The organism is Mucilaginibacter sp. P4_E8, assembly GCF_056401495.1.
In genome coordinates this window covers 24,835-40,652 of record NZ_JBFUJG010000043.1, presented here as the reverse complement: position 1 = coordinate 40,652, position 15,818 = coordinate 24,835, and the positions used below count along the sequence as shown (strand labels likewise).

The following is a 15,818-nucleotide window of genomic DNA, read 5'->3' as shown; positions in this document are numbered from 1 at the left end:
ACTGATCTTAAATCATGATTTAAAAAACGCTTAAACCAAAAAGGGAACATGAAAAAAATTATCATCATAGCAATTGCCGGTCTGAGTACTGGATTTGTATCCTGCAAAAAAGAAAATGTAAAACCAGAAATGGCCACCATTTATCCGATGACATTTGGTCCCAAAAGAGATTTAGGCAGCGCCGACTAAACCGGCAAACAAACAGAAACATTCATAAACAAATAAAAATATTCATTCCCCCCACAAAAACTTTAAATTATCATGAAAAGATCAACAATCATTGCAGCTTTAGCTTTAAGCACCTTCTTAACTTCAGTAGTTAACATTTCAAATGCAACAACTCCAGAAGGTGGTAAAACAACAGTTAATTCTGGTCCAAAAAGAGACTTAGGTTCTGCTGATGCTGTGTCTGGCCCAAAAAGAGATTTAGGCTCTGCTGATTTCGCGTCTGGTCCAAAAAGAGACTTAGGTTCTGCTGATTTTGCTTCTGGTCCTAAAAGAGATTTAGGTTCTGCTGATTTCGCGTCTGGTCCAAAAAGAGATTTAGGTTCTGCTGACTTCGCGTCTGGTCCAAAAAGAGATTTAGGTTCTGCTGATTTTGCTTCTGGTCCAAAAAGAGATTTAGGTTCTGCTGACTTTGCATCTGGTCCAAAAAGAGACTTAGGTTCTGCTGATTTCGCGTCTGGTCCAAAAAGAGATTTAGGTTCTGCTGATTTTGCTTCTGGCCCAAAAAGAGATTTAGGTTCTGCTGACTTTGCATCTGGTCCAAAAAGAGATTTAGGTTCTGCTGATTTCGCGTCTGGTCCTAAAAGAGATTTAGGTTCTGCTGATTTTGCTTCTGGCCCAAAAAGAGATTTAGGTTCTGCTGACTTCGCTTCTGGTCCAAAAAGAGATTTAGGTTCTGCTGACTTTGCTTCTGGTCCTAAAAGAGATTTAGGTTCTGCTGATTTTGCTTCTGGYCCAAAAAGAGATTTAGGTTCTGCTGATTTTGCTTCTGGTCCAAAAAGAGATTTAGGCTCTGCYGATTTTGCTTCTGGTCCAAAAAGAGATTTAGGTTCTGCTGATTTTGCTTCTGGTCCAAAAAGAGATTTAGGTTCTGCTGACTTTGCTTCTGGTCCAAAAAGAGACTTAGGTTCTGCTGACTTCGCTTCTGGTCCTAAAAGAGACTTAGGTTCTGCTGATTTCGCGTCTGGTCCAAAAAGAGATTTAGGTTCTGCTGACTTTGCTTCTGGTCCAAAAAGAGATTTAGGCTCTGCTGACTTTGCGTCTGGTCCAAAAAGAGATTTAGGTTCTGCTGACTTTGCTTCTGGTCCAAAAAGAGACTTAGGTTCTGCTGATGCTGTATCTGGTCCTAAAAGAGATTTAGGTTCTGCTGATTTCGCTGCATAATTATCTGCAACGCAAATCAATAGTCAATAGAAACTTAAAATAACAACATCATGAAAAAGTTGATCATAGCAATAGCTCTTTTATTAACTACAGGCATCGCCGCCTTTTCATTAAGCAGGAAAGAAAACAGTGATGATACCAAATTGAAAACAGAAAGTACAAATATTTCATCCAAACCGATGCATGACATGCCAAAATCTGATCTGGGTTCGGCTGATTAATTTGCAGCCTATTATAAGGTCATAAAACAGGTTGATGATTTTTAACCTTTATGCAGTATAGTTTGTAATAATTAGTAAGCCCGGCCAGGATAACAGGGTCGGGATGTTCCGGATTATCATACACTATATATATAGGTACAATTTTACCCTGATGTTTATTTTAAAGATCAGCTTAAAAAAAATACCCTATTAAAAACTTTAGCTTTACGCAGATCATGCTATTAACAGTATGGTCTCCTGCTGTCTAAAATCAATAAACATCAATATATTTGCTGCAAATTGATAACTATGCAGCATATAAAACAGTATGTAAACGAAAACAAACAGCGTTTACTTGATGAATTGTTTGAACTTTTGCGTTTCCCTTCGGTTAGCGCCGATCCTAAATACAAACCGGATGTATTAAAAACCGCCGACTACGTAGCACAAAAACTACGCGATGCCGGCGCCGATAATGTTGAAGTTTGCCCAACCGCCGGCTATCCTATTGTTTACGGCGAAAAAATAATTGATGCATCAAAACCAACCGTACTGGTGTATGGCCATTATGATGTACAACCAGCAGATCCGCTGGAACTTTGGAAAACCCCTCCTTTTGAACCAACCATACGCGATGGTAAAATATATGCCCGTGGCGCCTGTGATGATAAGGGCCAGTTTTATATGCATGTAAAAGCATTTGAACTGATGATGCAAACCAATACCCTACCCTGCAACATTAAATTTATGATTGAGGGCGAAGAAGAAGTAGGCTCATCAAACCTGGGCATATTTGTAAAACAAAATAAGAACAAACTTAAGGCTGATGTGGTACTGATATCAGACACCTCGATGATCAGCATGGAGCACCCATCATTAGAAACCGGTTTGCGTGGGTTATCATACCTTGAGGTTGAAGTAACCGGCCCCAACCGCGATCTGCACTCAGGTGTATATGGCGGCGCAGTAGCCAACCCCGCTACCATCCTTGCCAAAATGATAGCATCCCTGCATGACGAAAATAACCACATCGCTATCCCTGGTTTTTATAACGATGTTATTGAACTCACAGCTGCAGAACGTACCGCGCTTAACAACGCGCCTTATAATGAGGCGGAGTACAAAAAAGACCTTGAAGTTGACGAGCTATGGGGCGAAAAGGGTTATACCACCTTTGAGCGTACCGGTACCCGCCCCACCCTTGAAGTTAATGGCATTTGGGGCGGCTATATTGGCGAAGGTGCAAAAACAGTATTGCCTTCAAAAGCACATGCTAAAATATCCATGCGCCTGGTACCCAATCAAACATCTGATAAAATAACCGAACTGTTCACCAAACACTTTTTAAGCATAGCACCGGCTAATGTTAAGGTAAAGGTAACCCCGCACCATGGCGGCGAACCGGCTGTAACACCAACCGACAGCATAGCTTACCGCGCGGCACAAAAAGCTATTGCGGAATCTTTCGGCAAAGAGCCAATACCTACCCGCGGTGGCGGCAGTATCCCCATTGTGGCTCTTTTTGAAGCCGAGCTTGGCCTTAAAACCGTATTGATGGGTTTTGGGTTAGACAGCGATGCTTTGCACTCACCAAATGAAAAGTACGACATGTTCAACTACTATAAAGGCATTGAAACCATCCCATTGTTCCATAAGTACTTCGCGGCGTTAAGCGAGTAAATGCTTTCAGGTTCATATTAAATAAAAAGGCACTCAGCAGAGTGCCTTTTTTTATGCAAATCTGTTTGCAATAAACCCTAAAAATTATAATAATGTTAATCAAAATGCTATCATATTTATTTAAAAAAATGTTATAATAATACGATCTTATTTTTTTATATTTATCTATAAATAAGGCAATTAGTTTTTAAATATCATCAAATATGTAAAAGATACACTAAGGTAACTTAATAAAAATCGGACGGCGAATTATTAAAAATCACAGTGAGATAAAATCATCTACGTAGTAAAAAAGTATGATTATCACAGAATACTAAGCCAAAAACGATTACAAGTACATATATCATAAAATAATATTGGGGTGGGCATTTGATATATGGTAAGGGGCCCAATTGGTTTCTGATACTAATATGACAATTTTTATCTTTTCAATTAAAACAAACAAATCGAATTGAAAGTATTATAATATATATTTAAAACAGACTATTATGGAAACCAAAGAAAAAACAAAAAACGAAACATCCAAAGACACCCGTGATGTTAAAGCAACCAAACAAGTAAAAAGTGCAGATGCCAAAGCTCCAAGCCGGTATAAAAGAAAACCGCTTTTATAAATATTCGCTCCTAAGCAGGCTGATGAAAAAAAACACCGGCCTGCTTTTCTATACCTTATAATATTCGCAATTGGCTAAAAAAGCTTCACTGGCATCGGCACCTATACCCGGTTCATCGCCAATGTTTAGTTTATAACCATCATATGTTACGCCCCCCAGGCATGGGTCCTGCAAATGGCCCAGCATACACGTGTCCATATCATAAAATTTAATATTTGGGCTGGCATATACAAAATGCAGCTTGGCGCTTAAGGCTATACGGCTTTCCAGCATACCGCCCATCATACAAGCAATCCCTTTTGCAGCGGCCTCATCATGTATTTTTTTGGCTTCCAATATCCCGCCCGATTTGGCCATTTTTATATTGATATAATGACAGGAGCCACTGTTGATCTGTTTACGGGCGTCATGATGGTTATATACACTTTCATCGGCCATAATTTTTACCGGCGATAGCTGCATAAGCTGTGGCAAGCGATCATCAAACCAGGTACGCATAGGCTGCTCACAAAATTCAATATCATAAGGCCCCAATGCCTGCAGGGCAAAAACGGCTTCGTCAAAATTCCAGCCCTGGTTGGCGTCAATACGGATCTTTAAGTCTTTGCCCACCGCTTCGCGCATTTGTTTAATGCGTGCTACATCTTCAACAGCGTTCTTGCCCAATTTTACTTTCAGGATATTGGCTCCTGAGGCTTTAAAATCAAGCGCTTTTAACGCCATGCTATGCGGCCCTGCAATGCCAATGGTAATGTCTGATTCTACCTCCCGTTTTTCGCCGCCTAAAAACTGGTATAAAGGCAAGCCGGCATTTTTAGCGACAATATCAAACAGGGCAATATCAAAAGCGCTTTTTATGGTGGTGTTACCGGCAGTAAAATCATGCAGCTGCTGCATACGGGCAGGGATGTCAAGCGCGTCGTGTCCTTTCCACAACCGGGCAAATTCACGGGCCATAATTAAACAGGTGTCCTGTGTTTCACCAACTATCATCGGGAAGGCAGAGCATTCGCCAACGCCATAAAAACCGGCATCGGTATGTACCCTTATAAAAACATTCTGGGCATTGTCCATAGTCCCCGTAGCAATGGTAAACGGTTCCATAGGGATACTAAAGCGGTATATATCAATATGAGTAATGATCGCTGATTTGTTTTTCAAGATATGATTTTTTATAGTAACGTTTTATTTGACCTGTTTGTGTTAGTCTAATCCGGAGTTAACTCCGCCAACATCGCTTAACTTTTCTGCCTTCTCTTCGCCTTTGGCGAAACCTCAACACTCGCCGCGCTTGCCCAAGGCCTTTAAATGTAACATTTTGTCTTAATAATTTGCACATCAATACTAATACATTATATTTGCGTTACTACAATACAATAATAATTCAATTTTAGCCGCCTAAGCCCTAACTTTTACAGGGAAAAGTCGCCTGGCTAACTTAAAACTTTCTTAATAATACTAATAACATGGCTCCACAAAACACGCCTGAATTTGATTATAATTCAACCAGGAATAAACTTATCCTGTCAGAATATGGCCGCAACGTACAAAATATGGTAAAATATATTGTCGCGTTGCCTACTAAAGAAGAACGTAACCGCTACGCGCAAGTGGTGATTGACCTGATGGGCTTTTTAAACCCCCACCTGCGCGACGTTGCCGATTTTAAACACAAACTTTGGGATCACCTGCACATCATATCTGATTATAAGATAGATGTTGATTCACCTTATCCCAAACCAACGCCCGAGTCAATACATCTTAAACCCGCGCCGTTAAGATACCCGCACCAGCGTATTAAATACAAGCACTATGGTAAAACCATTGAGCTGATGATCGAGAAAGCAAAAAGCATTGAAGATCCTGACCGCAAGCGCCACATGGTACAAGCGGTAGCCAACTTCATGAAAATGGCCTACGTGCAATGGAACAAAGATTCGGTTACTGACGAAAGCATACTTTCTGATCTTTTTGCCTTATCAGGCGGTACATTAAAACTGGAAGAGAATATTAACCTTAACCGTGTTGAGTTCCGTCCGAATAACTTTCCGAGCCAGAACAACAATAACAACAACCGCGGCCGTACCAATAACCAAAACAATCGTGGCGGTGGCGGTGGTGGTCGTACCAACAACAACCCACGCAACAACAATCAAAACAACCGCAACCGCAATAGCGGCGGTGCCAAGAAATACTAATTCATTGGCATCACCAATTCATTGGTGATTTTATATAAGGAATAGCCCGGTTACCAAGATGGATAACCGGGCTATTTGGTTAAAATAACTGCCCAAAACATCTAAAAAAGCGATTAATTCATAAGCATTTCGGTGTAGTTTCAGTCAATTTCGGCATTTTATCATCAATTTTAGTGCATTTAATACGCGTTTTTGATAGCAGTTTTTGCAAAAAACTGAACTTTAAAAAGTTTTATCTGTCAATGCCCAAACGAGACAATCACTTGTTGAGCTAATGACCAATCAGCATTAAAGAATGTGCATTTATTTTATAATCTTTGCCGGTAATTAGCATACATTAAACCATGTTTACTGTATATATCAATTGAATCATGATCAATCAATTATAAACTCCTATGAATAACGCATTTGTGATAAACGGCGGGAAACCGCTAAAGGGCGAGATAACTCCGCAGGGAGCAAAAAATGAGGCATTACAGGTAATTTCGGCGGTATTATTAACCGATCAGAAAGTTACCATCAGCAATATACCTGATATAAAGGATGTAAATAAATTGATAGAGCTGCTGGGCGATATGGGCGTTATTGTGGAGAAAACCGCGGACGATACCTATACCTTTATAGCTAAAGATATCGATCAGAATTTTTTCCAGTCTGAAACTTTTAAATCAAAAGGCGGCGGCCTGCGCGGATCGATCATGATCGTGGGCCCGCTGCTGGCCCGCTTCGGCAAAGCATCAATTCCAAAACCAGGTGGCGATAAAATTGGCCGCAGGCGTTTGGATACCCACTTTCTGGGTTTCGAAAAACTGGGCGCTCAGTTTAACTACAACCCCGCCGATGGCTTTTTTAACGTCGACGCGTCGAACCTACAAGGTACCTATATCCTGCTTGATGAGGCATCGGTAACCGGTACGGCCAATATTGTGATGACGGCCGTGCTATCAAAAGGCACAACCACTATTTACAATGCCGCCTGCGAGCCTTATTTGCAGCAGCTGTGTAAAATGCTTAACCGTATGGGCGCAAAAATAAGCGGTATAGGTTCAAATCTGTTAACTATTGAAGGGGTAACAACACTAGGTGGTACCGAGCACCGTTTACTGCCAGATATGATCGAGATCGGCTCGTTTATTGGCCTTGCTGCCATGACCGGTTCCGAGATTACTATTAAGGATGTAAAATACCCCGAACTGGGCATGATACCCGATGTATTTAAACGTTTGGGCATAAAACTGGAACTGCGCGGCGATGATATTTATATACCCGCGCAAGACCATTACGAAATAGAAACTTTTATTGATGGTTCTATCATGACTATTGCCGATGCTCCCTGGCCTGGTTTTACCCCCGATTTGCTGAGCATTGTACTTGTAGTGGCCATACAGGCAAAAGGATCGGTGCTTATCCATCAAAAAATGTTCGAGAGCCGTTTGTTCTTTGTAGATAAACTGCTGGATATGGGTGCGCAGATCATCCTTTGCGATCCGCACCGTGCTACCGTTATCGGGCTTGATAAGCAGGTGCAGCTGCGTGGTATTTCCATGACATCGCCTGATATCCGCGCGGGGGTATCTTTATTGATTGCTGCATTATCGGCACAAGGTCAATCAACCATTTATAATATCGAACAAATTGAGCGTGGCTACCAGCATATTGACACCCGCCTTAAAGCGCTTGGCGCCGATATTACAAGGATTTAATTTGCGGTTAAAGGTAAAGGGCGAAAGGTTAAAGACAACTACAACAGTGTATCAAAATAAAACCTTTTGCCTTTTACCTTTAACCTTTCGCCCTTTGCGCTTTACCATTATTTTTTTTAGCTTTAGGCTTTCTGCATTTAGCTTTTAGCTTAATTATAAAACCTATTTCTAAACAATGCCATACAAAAACCGAAGGTCTACCTATGCTTACTTCATCCTGATTTTTGTATTTGTAAAAGTTGTCCTTAATTTATTCGCCATAAGCCATTTCGGTTTTCACCGCGATGAGTTCCTGCACCTGGTTCTGGCTGATCATCTTGACTGGGGATACAAAGAAGTACCTCCATTTATCGCGTTGCTGGCTAAAATATCCATTACGCTATTCGGCGATTCGGTTTTTGCGGCACGTATTTTCCCAACCATCTTTAGCGGATTGATCATCTGGTTTACAGGGTTAATAGTCATTGAGTTTGGTGGCCGCAAATTTGCCATAACACTGGCTTGCCTGGCGCTTATATTTTCGCCGGCATTCGCGGCAAGCGGTTATCTATTTCAACCCGTAGTGTTCGACCAGTTTTGGTGGGTAATAACTGTTTGGCTGCTTATTAAATACCTCAATACAACCGATGTTAAGTACCTGTACTGGCTTGGCCTGGCGGTTGGTTTGGGGATGCTTACCAAATACACCATGGCATTTTTTACGTTTGCGATGATTATTGGCATACTCATTAGCAAACAACGTAAACTACTGTTTAACAAGCATATTTTTGGAGCGGCGGTTGTAGCTTTTTTGATATGCTTACCCAACCTGATCTGGCAAATTCAACATCACTGGCCGTTAATAAGCCATATGAAAGCCCTGCGCGAAGAACAGCTGAATTATATTACTACTTCTGAGTTTATAGAACAACAGCTCCTGGTACATGGTGTGGCTTTGTTTGTATGGTTCACAGGTTTCCTGTTCCTGATTTTTTCGTTCAGGCTGCGGAATTTCCAGTTCCTGGCTATTGCCTATGTGTTGATATTTATTTTTTTGCTGAAGATGGATGGTAAAAATTATTATCTCTTCGGGGCTTACCCTATGCTGTTTGCAGCAGGTGGTTTTGGCTTTGAGCGGTTGCTAAAAGCAAAGGGGTATACCTTGCGTACACTTGCCGTTTTGCTATTTGTGTTGCCCAACCTCATTTTATTCCCGATGGTATTACCCATTTTATCATTGGAGCAAACGCTGGGGTTTTTCCGTTTTACCAATAAAAATGTCCCCGCATTAAAATTCATAACCACCTGGGAAGATCAAAAACAACACCCTACCACACAGGATTACGCGGACATGTTTGGCTGGGACGAACTGGCCCAAAAAGTGGGCGAAGCTTATAATAAGCTTACCCCGGAGCAGCAAAAGCAAACCATCATTTATGCCGATAATTATGGCGAAGCCGGCGCCCTGCACCATTACCGTAAAAAGTTTAATTATCCCGATGTGGCATCGCTTAATAGCAGTTTTGCTTTGTGGGCGCCTGATAGTCTTAATTGCAAATACATGATATATGTAGATGACAATGGCGGCCAGAACATTAGAGAATTTGTGGCCGGAAAAATGATAGGCTCCTTTAAAAAGTTAGGCGAAGTGGAATACCACCTTGCCCGTGAAAAAGGCACAGGCATATACCTCATTACCGATCCGCTCCCCCCATTACAGGAAAGGTATACAAAGGAACTGGCGAGGAAAAGACTGGAGTAATTTTTGGAGGTGAAAGGGTAAAGGTTAAGGGCGAAAGGTATTGCCTTGTGTTTCTCATTTCATTGCCGTCTCCGCCTATTCAAGCGTCTTTCGCTTGAATACTATCCTTAATTAAGCGTCCACGCTTAATTAAATATTAAATGATCTTTGACGTAAGCGTGGACGCTTACTTTTATATAAATTCAAGCGGAGGACGCTTGAATTGGCGGGGAACACCAACCATAGGCTGCCCTCCCCCTCAAAATATCATGGCATTAAAAAAATGTCAATTAGTAGTTTTTTACCTTTTCTCCATCGTAACCAACCTTTTACCGGAGATTGGCACTGATCAATGTAATCATGACATGGTTGGCCTTCATGAGTATCATTTTCATCATTGTAGAAGCAATCGAATTTTACCTCAACCCAATCTCCCTCAACCTTCATTGGGCAAAAATTTTCGTACCCTTTTGGAATTGATAATTCTTTTGAGGTGTCTTTTGGCTCTGTTTTTAAGGGTTGTGGTATTGCTATGGCTCCCGTTTCTTTAGTTAGTCGTCTTATTCCATAAGACTGAAGGATGTAATCTTCCCAATTTTTAAAGTCATATTTTTTTGATTTTGGAAGATATTTAACCTCCGAATAATTTAAAATAATTTGATATGACTTATCGGTAATTCCAATACATATAAAATGCATAAGCCCATAGTCAGGTTTATAAAATTTTGAATAGATATTGATTTTTTCCTGGTTCATGTCAATATCTTCATATTTCCGGGTTAATAGGCTATCATTAAATATCGAGAATTTCTCAGGTGCAATTATAAGTCCGATGCCTAATGTTTTAACTTCATTGTCATAGTTATAGCCCGTAGTATCAATTTCAGATTGACTTTTAAGTGTTGATTTTGTGGGTACTTTTAATTGTCGCTTATTTGGGGATTTTGATTTTTTTTGAACGCAGGATGACAAGGAAAGTAGCAATAGCAGGATATAAAAAGGTCGTGTCATTTTTTCAGATCTAATCAAAGCATTTGTACTAAAATATATAGGCAACGTGGTGCGTTGATAACACTGGTGATGAGCAAAATATTCTCAAGATGTTCTACCAACTTTGCTATAAACCATCACTCCTCTATCAAAGCATATCTTGTTTTAGTTTGAGTTGATATAACTCCTGTTGCTGAGTTCTTCATAATCCCCTCATAACCTATCCATTTCCCTTTTTCAATCGAAAAACTCGCAATAGCCTGGTAGCTAACCCCCATTGATGTTTTTACGGGGGTAGTGCCCATAGGCACCGGCATGATAAAATCGCCAATAACATATTCAACTATATCATATTTAAGCGTGACAATATGCTCTCCATGTTGATTTTCAATTTTCAACACAGTTACCTCATTTTTTTTATAGGAACTGTCGCATGTAAAACTCTGATCTGTTGAAATAAAATTAAAACTCACCGGCCAGGTATCGCCCTGTTTAATACGCTTACCCGGAAGCTCAAACAATAGAGCGATCACGTTTTTCTGATCATTCCTGGTATAAAAACTGGCAATAGTTCCGTTTTCATATACCGAGCCACGTAACTGTACACCTGATGTTATAGTGTTAAGCAATGTTTGTGCATCTGCTAAGTTGTTGTTACCGTCTTTACCTTTTTTTGACGAATCGGCTTTGGATACTAATGTAATATCAATAATACCCTTCTTTTTTTCGGTAAGCCGGGCGATAAAATTAGTTGGCTGCAGCGCACTCAGTTGTTTAAATATTTTTTTCGCTTCGGATAAATTTACGGTATCCATACCCATTGCTTTAAAAAAATTGCCAATTTCCCAATTTTTATGGATTGCTGTATCAACCTCTTCCAACACGGTTTTATAGGAAAGTGTTTCTCCGGGTTTCAACTTCCATTTTAAAAAAACTTGGTTATTATTTTGCGCAAAAACAGAAGTACTGAGCGTTAACAAAGCAACTGTGAAGAGATATTTAATTGCAGACATTGGTTTAGGATATGCACTAAATATAGAACAATTATATCATAATAAAGGTGCTGTACATAAACACAGCACCTTTTACTTTATCCTTTCGCCTTTAACCTAAAAACTAAGCTGAAATAGCGTTTATAATATCATACTGGGTAATGATCTCAATTTTACCCTCATCCTCAACCAGCACGGCTATATTTTCCTTGTTGATCAGGCTCGAAATTCTGTCGATAGAGGTATTGAGGTCAACAAACGGGAATGGCGCGGTGGTTATATTTTTAATAGGCTGCGATTTGATGGATGGGTTCTCCAACAGCGAGTTAAGGATATCACTCTCGGTGATCTTGCCTATCACCATACCTTTTTGGGTAACCGGCAATTGTGATATATTGAGCGATTTAATGGTATTGATAGCTTCCAGCACACTTTTTTCGCAATCAATGGTGATGATTTCCTGGTAATCTTTTTTGCTGATGATATCACCGGCGGTAAGTTTGCCATCTTTTAAAAATCCACGGTCGCGCAGCCAGTCGTCATTATACATTTTACCCAGGTAGCGTGTACCATGATCAGGAAATATGATCACCACCACATCGCCTTCTTTAAAGCGGTCCTTCATTTGCAAAGTACCCGCAACGGCCGACCCTGTAGAGTTACCTGCAAAGATGCCTTCTTTACGGGCAATTTCGCGGGTCATTAAAGCGGCATCCTTATCAGTTACTTTTTCAAAGTGGTCAATCAGGCTAAAATCAACGTTTTGCGGTAAAAAGTCTTCGCCGATACCTTCAGTAATATATGGATAGATCTCATTTTTATCCATAATACCAGTTTCCTTGTATTTTTTAAACACCGAACCGTAAGTATCAATACCCAATACCTGTATGGCGGGGTTCTTTTCTTTGAGGTAACGTGCCGTGCCGGATATGGTACCGCCCGTGCCTACCCCTACTACCAGGTGAGTGATCTTACCTTCGGTTTGCTCCCAAATTTCGGGACCGGTTTGCTCATAGTGCGCCTCTGAGTTTGATAAATTATCGTACTGGTTAGGTTTCCATGAGTTAGGCACTTCGCGTTCCAAACGCGAAGAAACAGAGTAGTATGAACGCGGATCATCGGGCTCTACATTGGTAGGGCACACGATCACCTCGGCGCCAAAGGCACGCAGGGCATCAAATTTTTCTTTCGATTGTTTATCGGTACTGGTAAAAATACATTTGTAACCCTTAATAACAGCTGCAATAGCCAGGCCCATACCGGTATTACCCGATGTTCCTTCAATAATAGTACCTCCGGGTTTTAGTTTACCACTTTTTTCGGCATCCTCAATCATTTTAAGGGCCATACGGTCTTTGATGGAGTTACCAGGATTGGTGGTTTCTATCTTAGCCAAGACCGTAGCAGGAATGTCTTTTGTAACCTTGTTCAATTTAACCAGCGGCGTATTGCCAATGGTTTCTAATATATTATTATACCACATAATTTAAATATCTACTAACCCGGTATACATAGCCGAATAACACCTCAAAATTAACTTTCTTAAGTGATATATTATCAAAATAAGTTGGATTGGGTTAATTAAGTTGGATCTGGTTCATTGGTTTGATTTATTCATGGGCCTGAATTATTTTTTGTCTGAACCGGGATTAAGCAGATTTATTAGATTTATCAGATTTTTGGATTTTGATTTGCATAGAAATCGTGGTTAATCCATTAATCTGCTTAATCCCGGTTCGACCAATGACCCGATTAAAACTTAAGGTGTTTAACCGTTAAGCCATTATTGATCAGTTGTTTTAATGATTCGATACCGATATGCAGGTGTGTTTCTACATACTGCTCGGTTACAGTAGAATCACTTTCGGCGGTTTTAACACCTTCGGGGATCATTGGCTGATCAGATACTAACAGCAGCGCGCCGGTAGGTATTTTATTGGCAAACCCGGTTGTAAAAATGGTGGCAGTCTCCATATCTACGGCCATGGCACGCAGATCTTTAAGGTATTTTTTAAATGCTTTATCGTGCTCCCAAACGCGGCGGTTGGTGGTATAACAGGTCCCTGTCCAGTAATCGCGCGAATAATCACGTATGGTGGTTGATATGGCCTTTTGTAAAGCAAATGAAGGTAATGCAGGCACTTCGGGCGGTAAATAATCATTTGATGTACCTTCGCCCCTTATAGCGGCTATAGGTAGTATCAGGTCGCCTACATTATTCTTCTTTTTAAGACCGCCGCATTTACCCAAAAAAATCACCGCTTTGGGGTGTATGGCGGTAAGCAGATCCATCACGGTAGCCGCTACCGAACTACCCATACCAAAGTTTATAATAGTGATACCATTGGCCGTTACGCTCTGCATTGGCTTTTCGATACCCATAATTGGAGCGTCATCATTCCATTGCGAAAACAGTTGTATATATTTCGAAAAGTTGGTAAGTATAATATATTCGCCAAAGGCTTCAAGCGGTCGGCCGGTGTAACGCGGCAACCAGTTGGCCACAATGGCCTCCTTGGTTTTAAGTCCCGATTTTACCGGCGAATAAACTTCTTTTACTACCTGGGCATTGGTAGGATCTTTTTTAACATTCAGTTCTTCGTTCATATTTTTTTTTACTTTAGTGGTTTTTAGTATCGAATATTTAGTATCAAGTAGTTAGTATCAAGACTTTATACCTTCGAATATCAAAACGGTATTCTATCTTGATACTTGATACTAACTACTTGATACCGGCTACCTGATACTTAATAAAAACCTGTTTATACAACAAACCCCGGTGTTGCACCAGGGTCTGCATTTATTATAATAAAGATAGCTGTTTAACTATATCAAATTGTTACGCTACTTTTAATTTTTTCAGATCCGATTTTTCAAATTTCTCATGGGCATAATCTAATGTAACCTGCAGGCGTTTCACATCTTTTTTAGATGGGAACTCAAACATGGCATCTATCATTATAGCCTCACATATGGAGCGTAAGCCCCTTGCGCCCAACTTAAATTCCATTGCTTTATCAACAATAAACTCCAGCACTTCATCATCAAACTCCAGCTTTACGCCTTCATATTCAAACAGTTTTTTGTACTGCTTTAATAAAGAGTTTTTAGGCTCGGTTAAAATGTTGCGTAAAGCCTCTCTGTCAAGCGGGTTCAAATACGTAAGTACCGGTAAGCGACCAATCAATTCAGGTATCAGCCCAAATGATTTCAGATCCTGCGGGGTAATGTATTTGTACAGGTTTTTCATGTCCACCTCACCATCATCACGCTTCATTTTATAACCAACAGTTTGTGTACGCAGGCGGTTGGCTATTTTACGGTCGATACCGTCAAAAGCGCCTCCGCATATAAACAATATATTGCTGGTATTTACTGTGATCATTTTTTGATCAGGGTGCTTGCGGCCTCCCTGTGGTGGTACGTTAACCATGGTACCTTCCAGTATTTTTAATAAAGCCTGCTGCACACCTTCGCCCGATACATCACGGGTGATGGACGCATTATCACTTTTGCGGGCAATTTTATCAACTTCATCAATATAAACAATGCCTTTTTCGGCCAGTGTTACATCATAATCTGCCGATTGCAGCAAGCGGGTAAGTATGCTTTCTACATCCTCCCCTACATAACCTGCTTCGGTTAGTACAGTAGCATCACAAATACAGAAAGGAACATTCAGTATTTTGGCCATGGTTTTTGCAAGTAAGGTTTTACCTGTACCTGTTTCGCCTACCATAATAATGTTTGATTTCTCAATCTCTACCTCATCCTTATCAATACGCTGGTTTAAGCGCTTGTAATGATTGTATACCGCTACAGAAAGTATTTTCTTGGCATCATCCTGACCTATAACATACTGATCCAGGTGACCTTTAATTTCGGCCGGTTTAAGCAAAGCCGGCGCCGAAGGCGAGGCTTTTACTTTACGCACCTTTAACTCCTCAGCCAATATCTCATTAGCCTGGTTAACGCATTTGTCACAAATGTGAGCGTCAAGCCCAGCAATCAACATCAGGGAATCCTGTTTGCCGGCGCCACAAAATGAACACCTGATTTCCTTACTGCTTTTATTCATCTGATTTGTTTGTAACTCAAAATTAACTAATTGGTAGCATAAAAAAAAGTTCTAAGTTATAAGTAGTGCGTATTGAGCTTAAAGTTGGCAAATAACGCCCTACCAGACTTGTTTCAGCACCTTATTTGCAAGGCAAACGTGTTGAGCAACTCCGATATTGCATGTGGGATCCCGAAATAAATTGGGGATAGCCGCTTTTTTATTCTTAAGAGCTCAACGTCTTTCGATTCAGAACTCAAAACTCACTACTTATA

At 40.5% G+C, this 15,818-nt stretch carries 14 protein-coding genes; 8 read left to right on the top strand and 6 right to left on the bottom strand.

What is annotated here, in order from left to right; genetic code table 11:
- Positions 1-48 precede the first annotated feature (48 nt).
- The 5 genes from AC1DRQ_RS16585 (at position 49) to AC1DRQ_RS16565 (ending at position 3,883) form a co-directional block, all read left to right on the top strand.
- Entirely contained in the window at positions 49-189 is a 141-nt protein-coding gene (locus tag AC1DRQ_RS16585) for a hypothetical protein (RefSeq protein ID WP_429396371.1), read from the top strand.
- A 72-nt stretch (positions 190-261) separates the two neighbouring features.
- Complete coding sequence (locus AC1DRQ_RS16580; RefSeq protein ID WP_477425748.1) at positions 262-1,389, top strand: hypothetical protein; 1,128 nt, start codon at positions 262-264, stop codon at positions 1,387-1,389.
- A gap of 50 nt (positions 1,390-1,439) precedes the next feature.
- On the top strand, positions 1,440-1,610 hold the full coding sequence (locus AC1DRQ_RS16575) for a hypothetical protein (protein WP_429396325.1): 171 nt from the start codon (positions 1,440-1,442) through the stop codon (positions 1,608-1,610).
- A 288-nt stretch (positions 1,611-1,898) separates the two neighbouring features.
- Positions 1,899-3,269 (top strand): dipeptidase, encoded by a 1,371-nt coding sequence (locus tag AC1DRQ_RS16570; RefSeq protein WP_477425747.1) that lies wholly within the window; start codon positions 1,899-1,901, stop codon positions 3,267-3,269.
- A gap of 488 nt (positions 3,270-3,757) precedes the next feature.
- Positions 3,758-3,883, top strand: coding sequence for a hypothetical protein (locus tag AC1DRQ_RS16565; RefSeq protein WP_477425746.1), 126 nt, complete (start codon positions 3,758-3,760; stop codon positions 3,881-3,883).
- 48 nt (positions 3,884-3,931) lie between these two features.
- Here AC1DRQ_RS16565 and AC1DRQ_RS16560 read toward each other — a convergent pair whose 3' ends face one another.
- A complete protein-coding gene (locus AC1DRQ_RS16560) occupies positions 3,932-4,987 on the bottom strand; it encodes a mandelate racemase/muconate lactonizing enzyme family protein (protein ID WP_477425749.1) in 1,056 nt (351 codons plus the stop codon).
- Positions 4,988-5,349: 362 nt separating this feature from the next.
- Here AC1DRQ_RS16560 and AC1DRQ_RS16555 point away from each other — a divergent pair, with 362 nt between their 5' ends.
- The 3 genes from AC1DRQ_RS16555 to AC1DRQ_RS16545 all read left to right on the top strand — a co-directional run bounded on the left by AC1DRQ_RS16555 (position 5,350) and on the right by AC1DRQ_RS16545 (position 9,525).
- Positions 5,350-6,081, top strand: coding sequence for a DUF4290 domain-containing protein (locus AC1DRQ_RS16555; protein WP_429396319.1), 732 nt, complete (start codon positions 5,350-5,352; stop codon positions 6,079-6,081).
- 395 nt (positions 6,082-6,476) lie between these two features.
- Positions 6,477-7,784: a UDP-N-acetylglucosamine 1-carboxyvinyltransferase gene (gene murA / locus AC1DRQ_RS16550; protein ID WP_429396316.1), complete on the top strand. Its 1,308-nt coding sequence runs from the start codon at positions 6,477-6,479 to the stop codon at positions 7,782-7,784.
- A gap of 175 nt (positions 7,785-7,959) precedes the next feature.
- Positions 7,960-9,525, top strand: coding sequence for an ArnT family glycosyltransferase (locus tag AC1DRQ_RS16545; RefSeq protein ID WP_477425745.1), 1,566 nt, complete (start codon positions 7,960-7,962; stop codon positions 9,523-9,525).
- 246 nt (positions 9,526-9,771) lie between these two features.
- On the opposite strand, the gene AC1DRQ_RS16540 is transcribed toward AC1DRQ_RS16545, so the two are convergent.
- The 5 genes from AC1DRQ_RS16540 to clpX all read right to left on the bottom strand — a co-directional run bounded on the left by AC1DRQ_RS16540 (position 9,772) and on the right by clpX (position 15,564).
- Positions 9,772-10,515 carry a hypothetical protein gene (locus AC1DRQ_RS16540; protein ID WP_477425744.1) on the bottom strand — a complete coding sequence of 248 codons (744 nt, stop codon included), beginning with the start codon at positions 10,513-10,515 and terminating at the stop codon, positions 9,772-9,774.
- A 116-nt stretch (positions 10,516-10,631) separates the two neighbouring features.
- Positions 10,632-11,507: a hypothetical protein gene (locus AC1DRQ_RS16535; RefSeq protein ID WP_477425743.1), complete on the bottom strand. Its 876-nt coding sequence runs from the start codon at positions 11,505-11,507 to the stop codon at positions 10,632-10,634.
- A gap of 103 nt (positions 11,508-11,610) precedes the next feature.
- Positions 11,611-12,969 (bottom strand): pyridoxal-phosphate dependent enzyme, encoded by a 1,359-nt coding sequence (locus tag AC1DRQ_RS16530; protein ID WP_477425742.1) that lies wholly within the window; start codon positions 12,967-12,969, stop codon positions 11,611-11,613.
- Positions 12,970-13,238: 269 nt separating this feature from the next.
- On the bottom strand, positions 13,239-14,093 hold the full coding sequence (locus tag AC1DRQ_RS16525) for an AMP nucleosidase (RefSeq protein ID WP_429396304.1): 855 nt from the start codon (positions 14,091-14,093) through the stop codon (positions 13,239-13,241).
- A 232-nt stretch (positions 14,094-14,325) separates the two neighbouring features.
- Entirely contained in the window at positions 14,326-15,564 is a 1,239-nt protein-coding gene (clpX, locus tag AC1DRQ_RS16520) for an ATP-dependent Clp protease ATP-binding subunit ClpX (protein ID WP_429396301.1), read from the bottom strand.
- Positions 15,565-15,818: the final 254 nt, after the last annotated feature.

What these genes read in the sequence shown, in the direction of transcription:
- AC1DRQ_RS16565 (WP_477425746.1), top strand. Translation starts at nt 3,758, where the DNA reads ATGGAAACCAAAGAAAAAACAAAAAACGAAACATCCAAAGACACCCGT.
- AC1DRQ_RS16555 (WP_429396319.1), top strand. Translation starts at nt 5,350, where the DNA reads ATGGCTCCACAAAACACGCCTGAATTTGATTATAATTCAACCAGGAAT.
- AC1DRQ_RS16535 (WP_477425743.1), bottom strand. Translation starts at nt 11,507, where the DNA reads ATGTCTGCAATTAAATATCTCTTCACAGTTGCTTTGTTAACGCTCAGT.
- AC1DRQ_RS16540 (WP_477425744.1), bottom strand. Translation starts at nt 10,515, where the DNA reads ATGACACGACCTTTTTATATCCTGCTATTGCTACTTTCCTTGTCATCC.
- AC1DRQ_RS16525 (WP_429396304.1), bottom strand. Translation starts at nt 14,093, where the DNA reads ATGAACGAAGAACTGAATGTTAAAAAAGATCCTACCAATGCCCAGGTA.
- AC1DRQ_RS16545 (WP_477425745.1), top strand. Translation starts at nt 7,960, where the DNA reads ATGCCATACAAAAACCGAAGGTCTACCTATGCTTACTTCATCCTGATT.
- clpX (WP_429396301.1), bottom strand. Translation starts at nt 15,564, where the DNA reads ATGAATAAAAGCAGTAAGGAAATCAGGTGTTCATTTTGTGGCGCCGGC.
- AC1DRQ_RS16560 (WP_477425749.1), bottom strand. Translation starts at nt 4,987, where the DNA reads ATGGAACCGTTTACCATTGCTACGGGGACTATGGACAATGCCCAGAAT.
- murA (WP_429396316.1), top strand. Translation starts at nt 6,477, where the DNA reads ATGAATAACGCATTTGTGATAAACGGCGGGAAACCGCTAAAGGGCGAG.
- AC1DRQ_RS16585 (WP_429396371.1), top strand. Translation starts at nt 49, where the DNA reads ATGAAAAAAATTATCATCATAGCAATTGCCGGTCTGAGTACTGGATTT.
- AC1DRQ_RS16570 (WP_477425747.1), top strand. Translation starts at nt 1,899, where the DNA reads ATGCAGCATATAAAACAGTATGTAAACGAAAACAAACAGCGTTTACTT.
- AC1DRQ_RS16575 (WP_429396325.1), top strand. Translation starts at nt 1,440, where the DNA reads ATGAAAAAGTTGATCATAGCAATAGCTCTTTTATTAACTACAGGCATC.
- AC1DRQ_RS16530 (WP_477425742.1), bottom strand. Translation starts at nt 12,969, where the DNA reads ATGTGGTATAATAATATATTAGAAACCATTGGCAATACGCCGCTGGTT.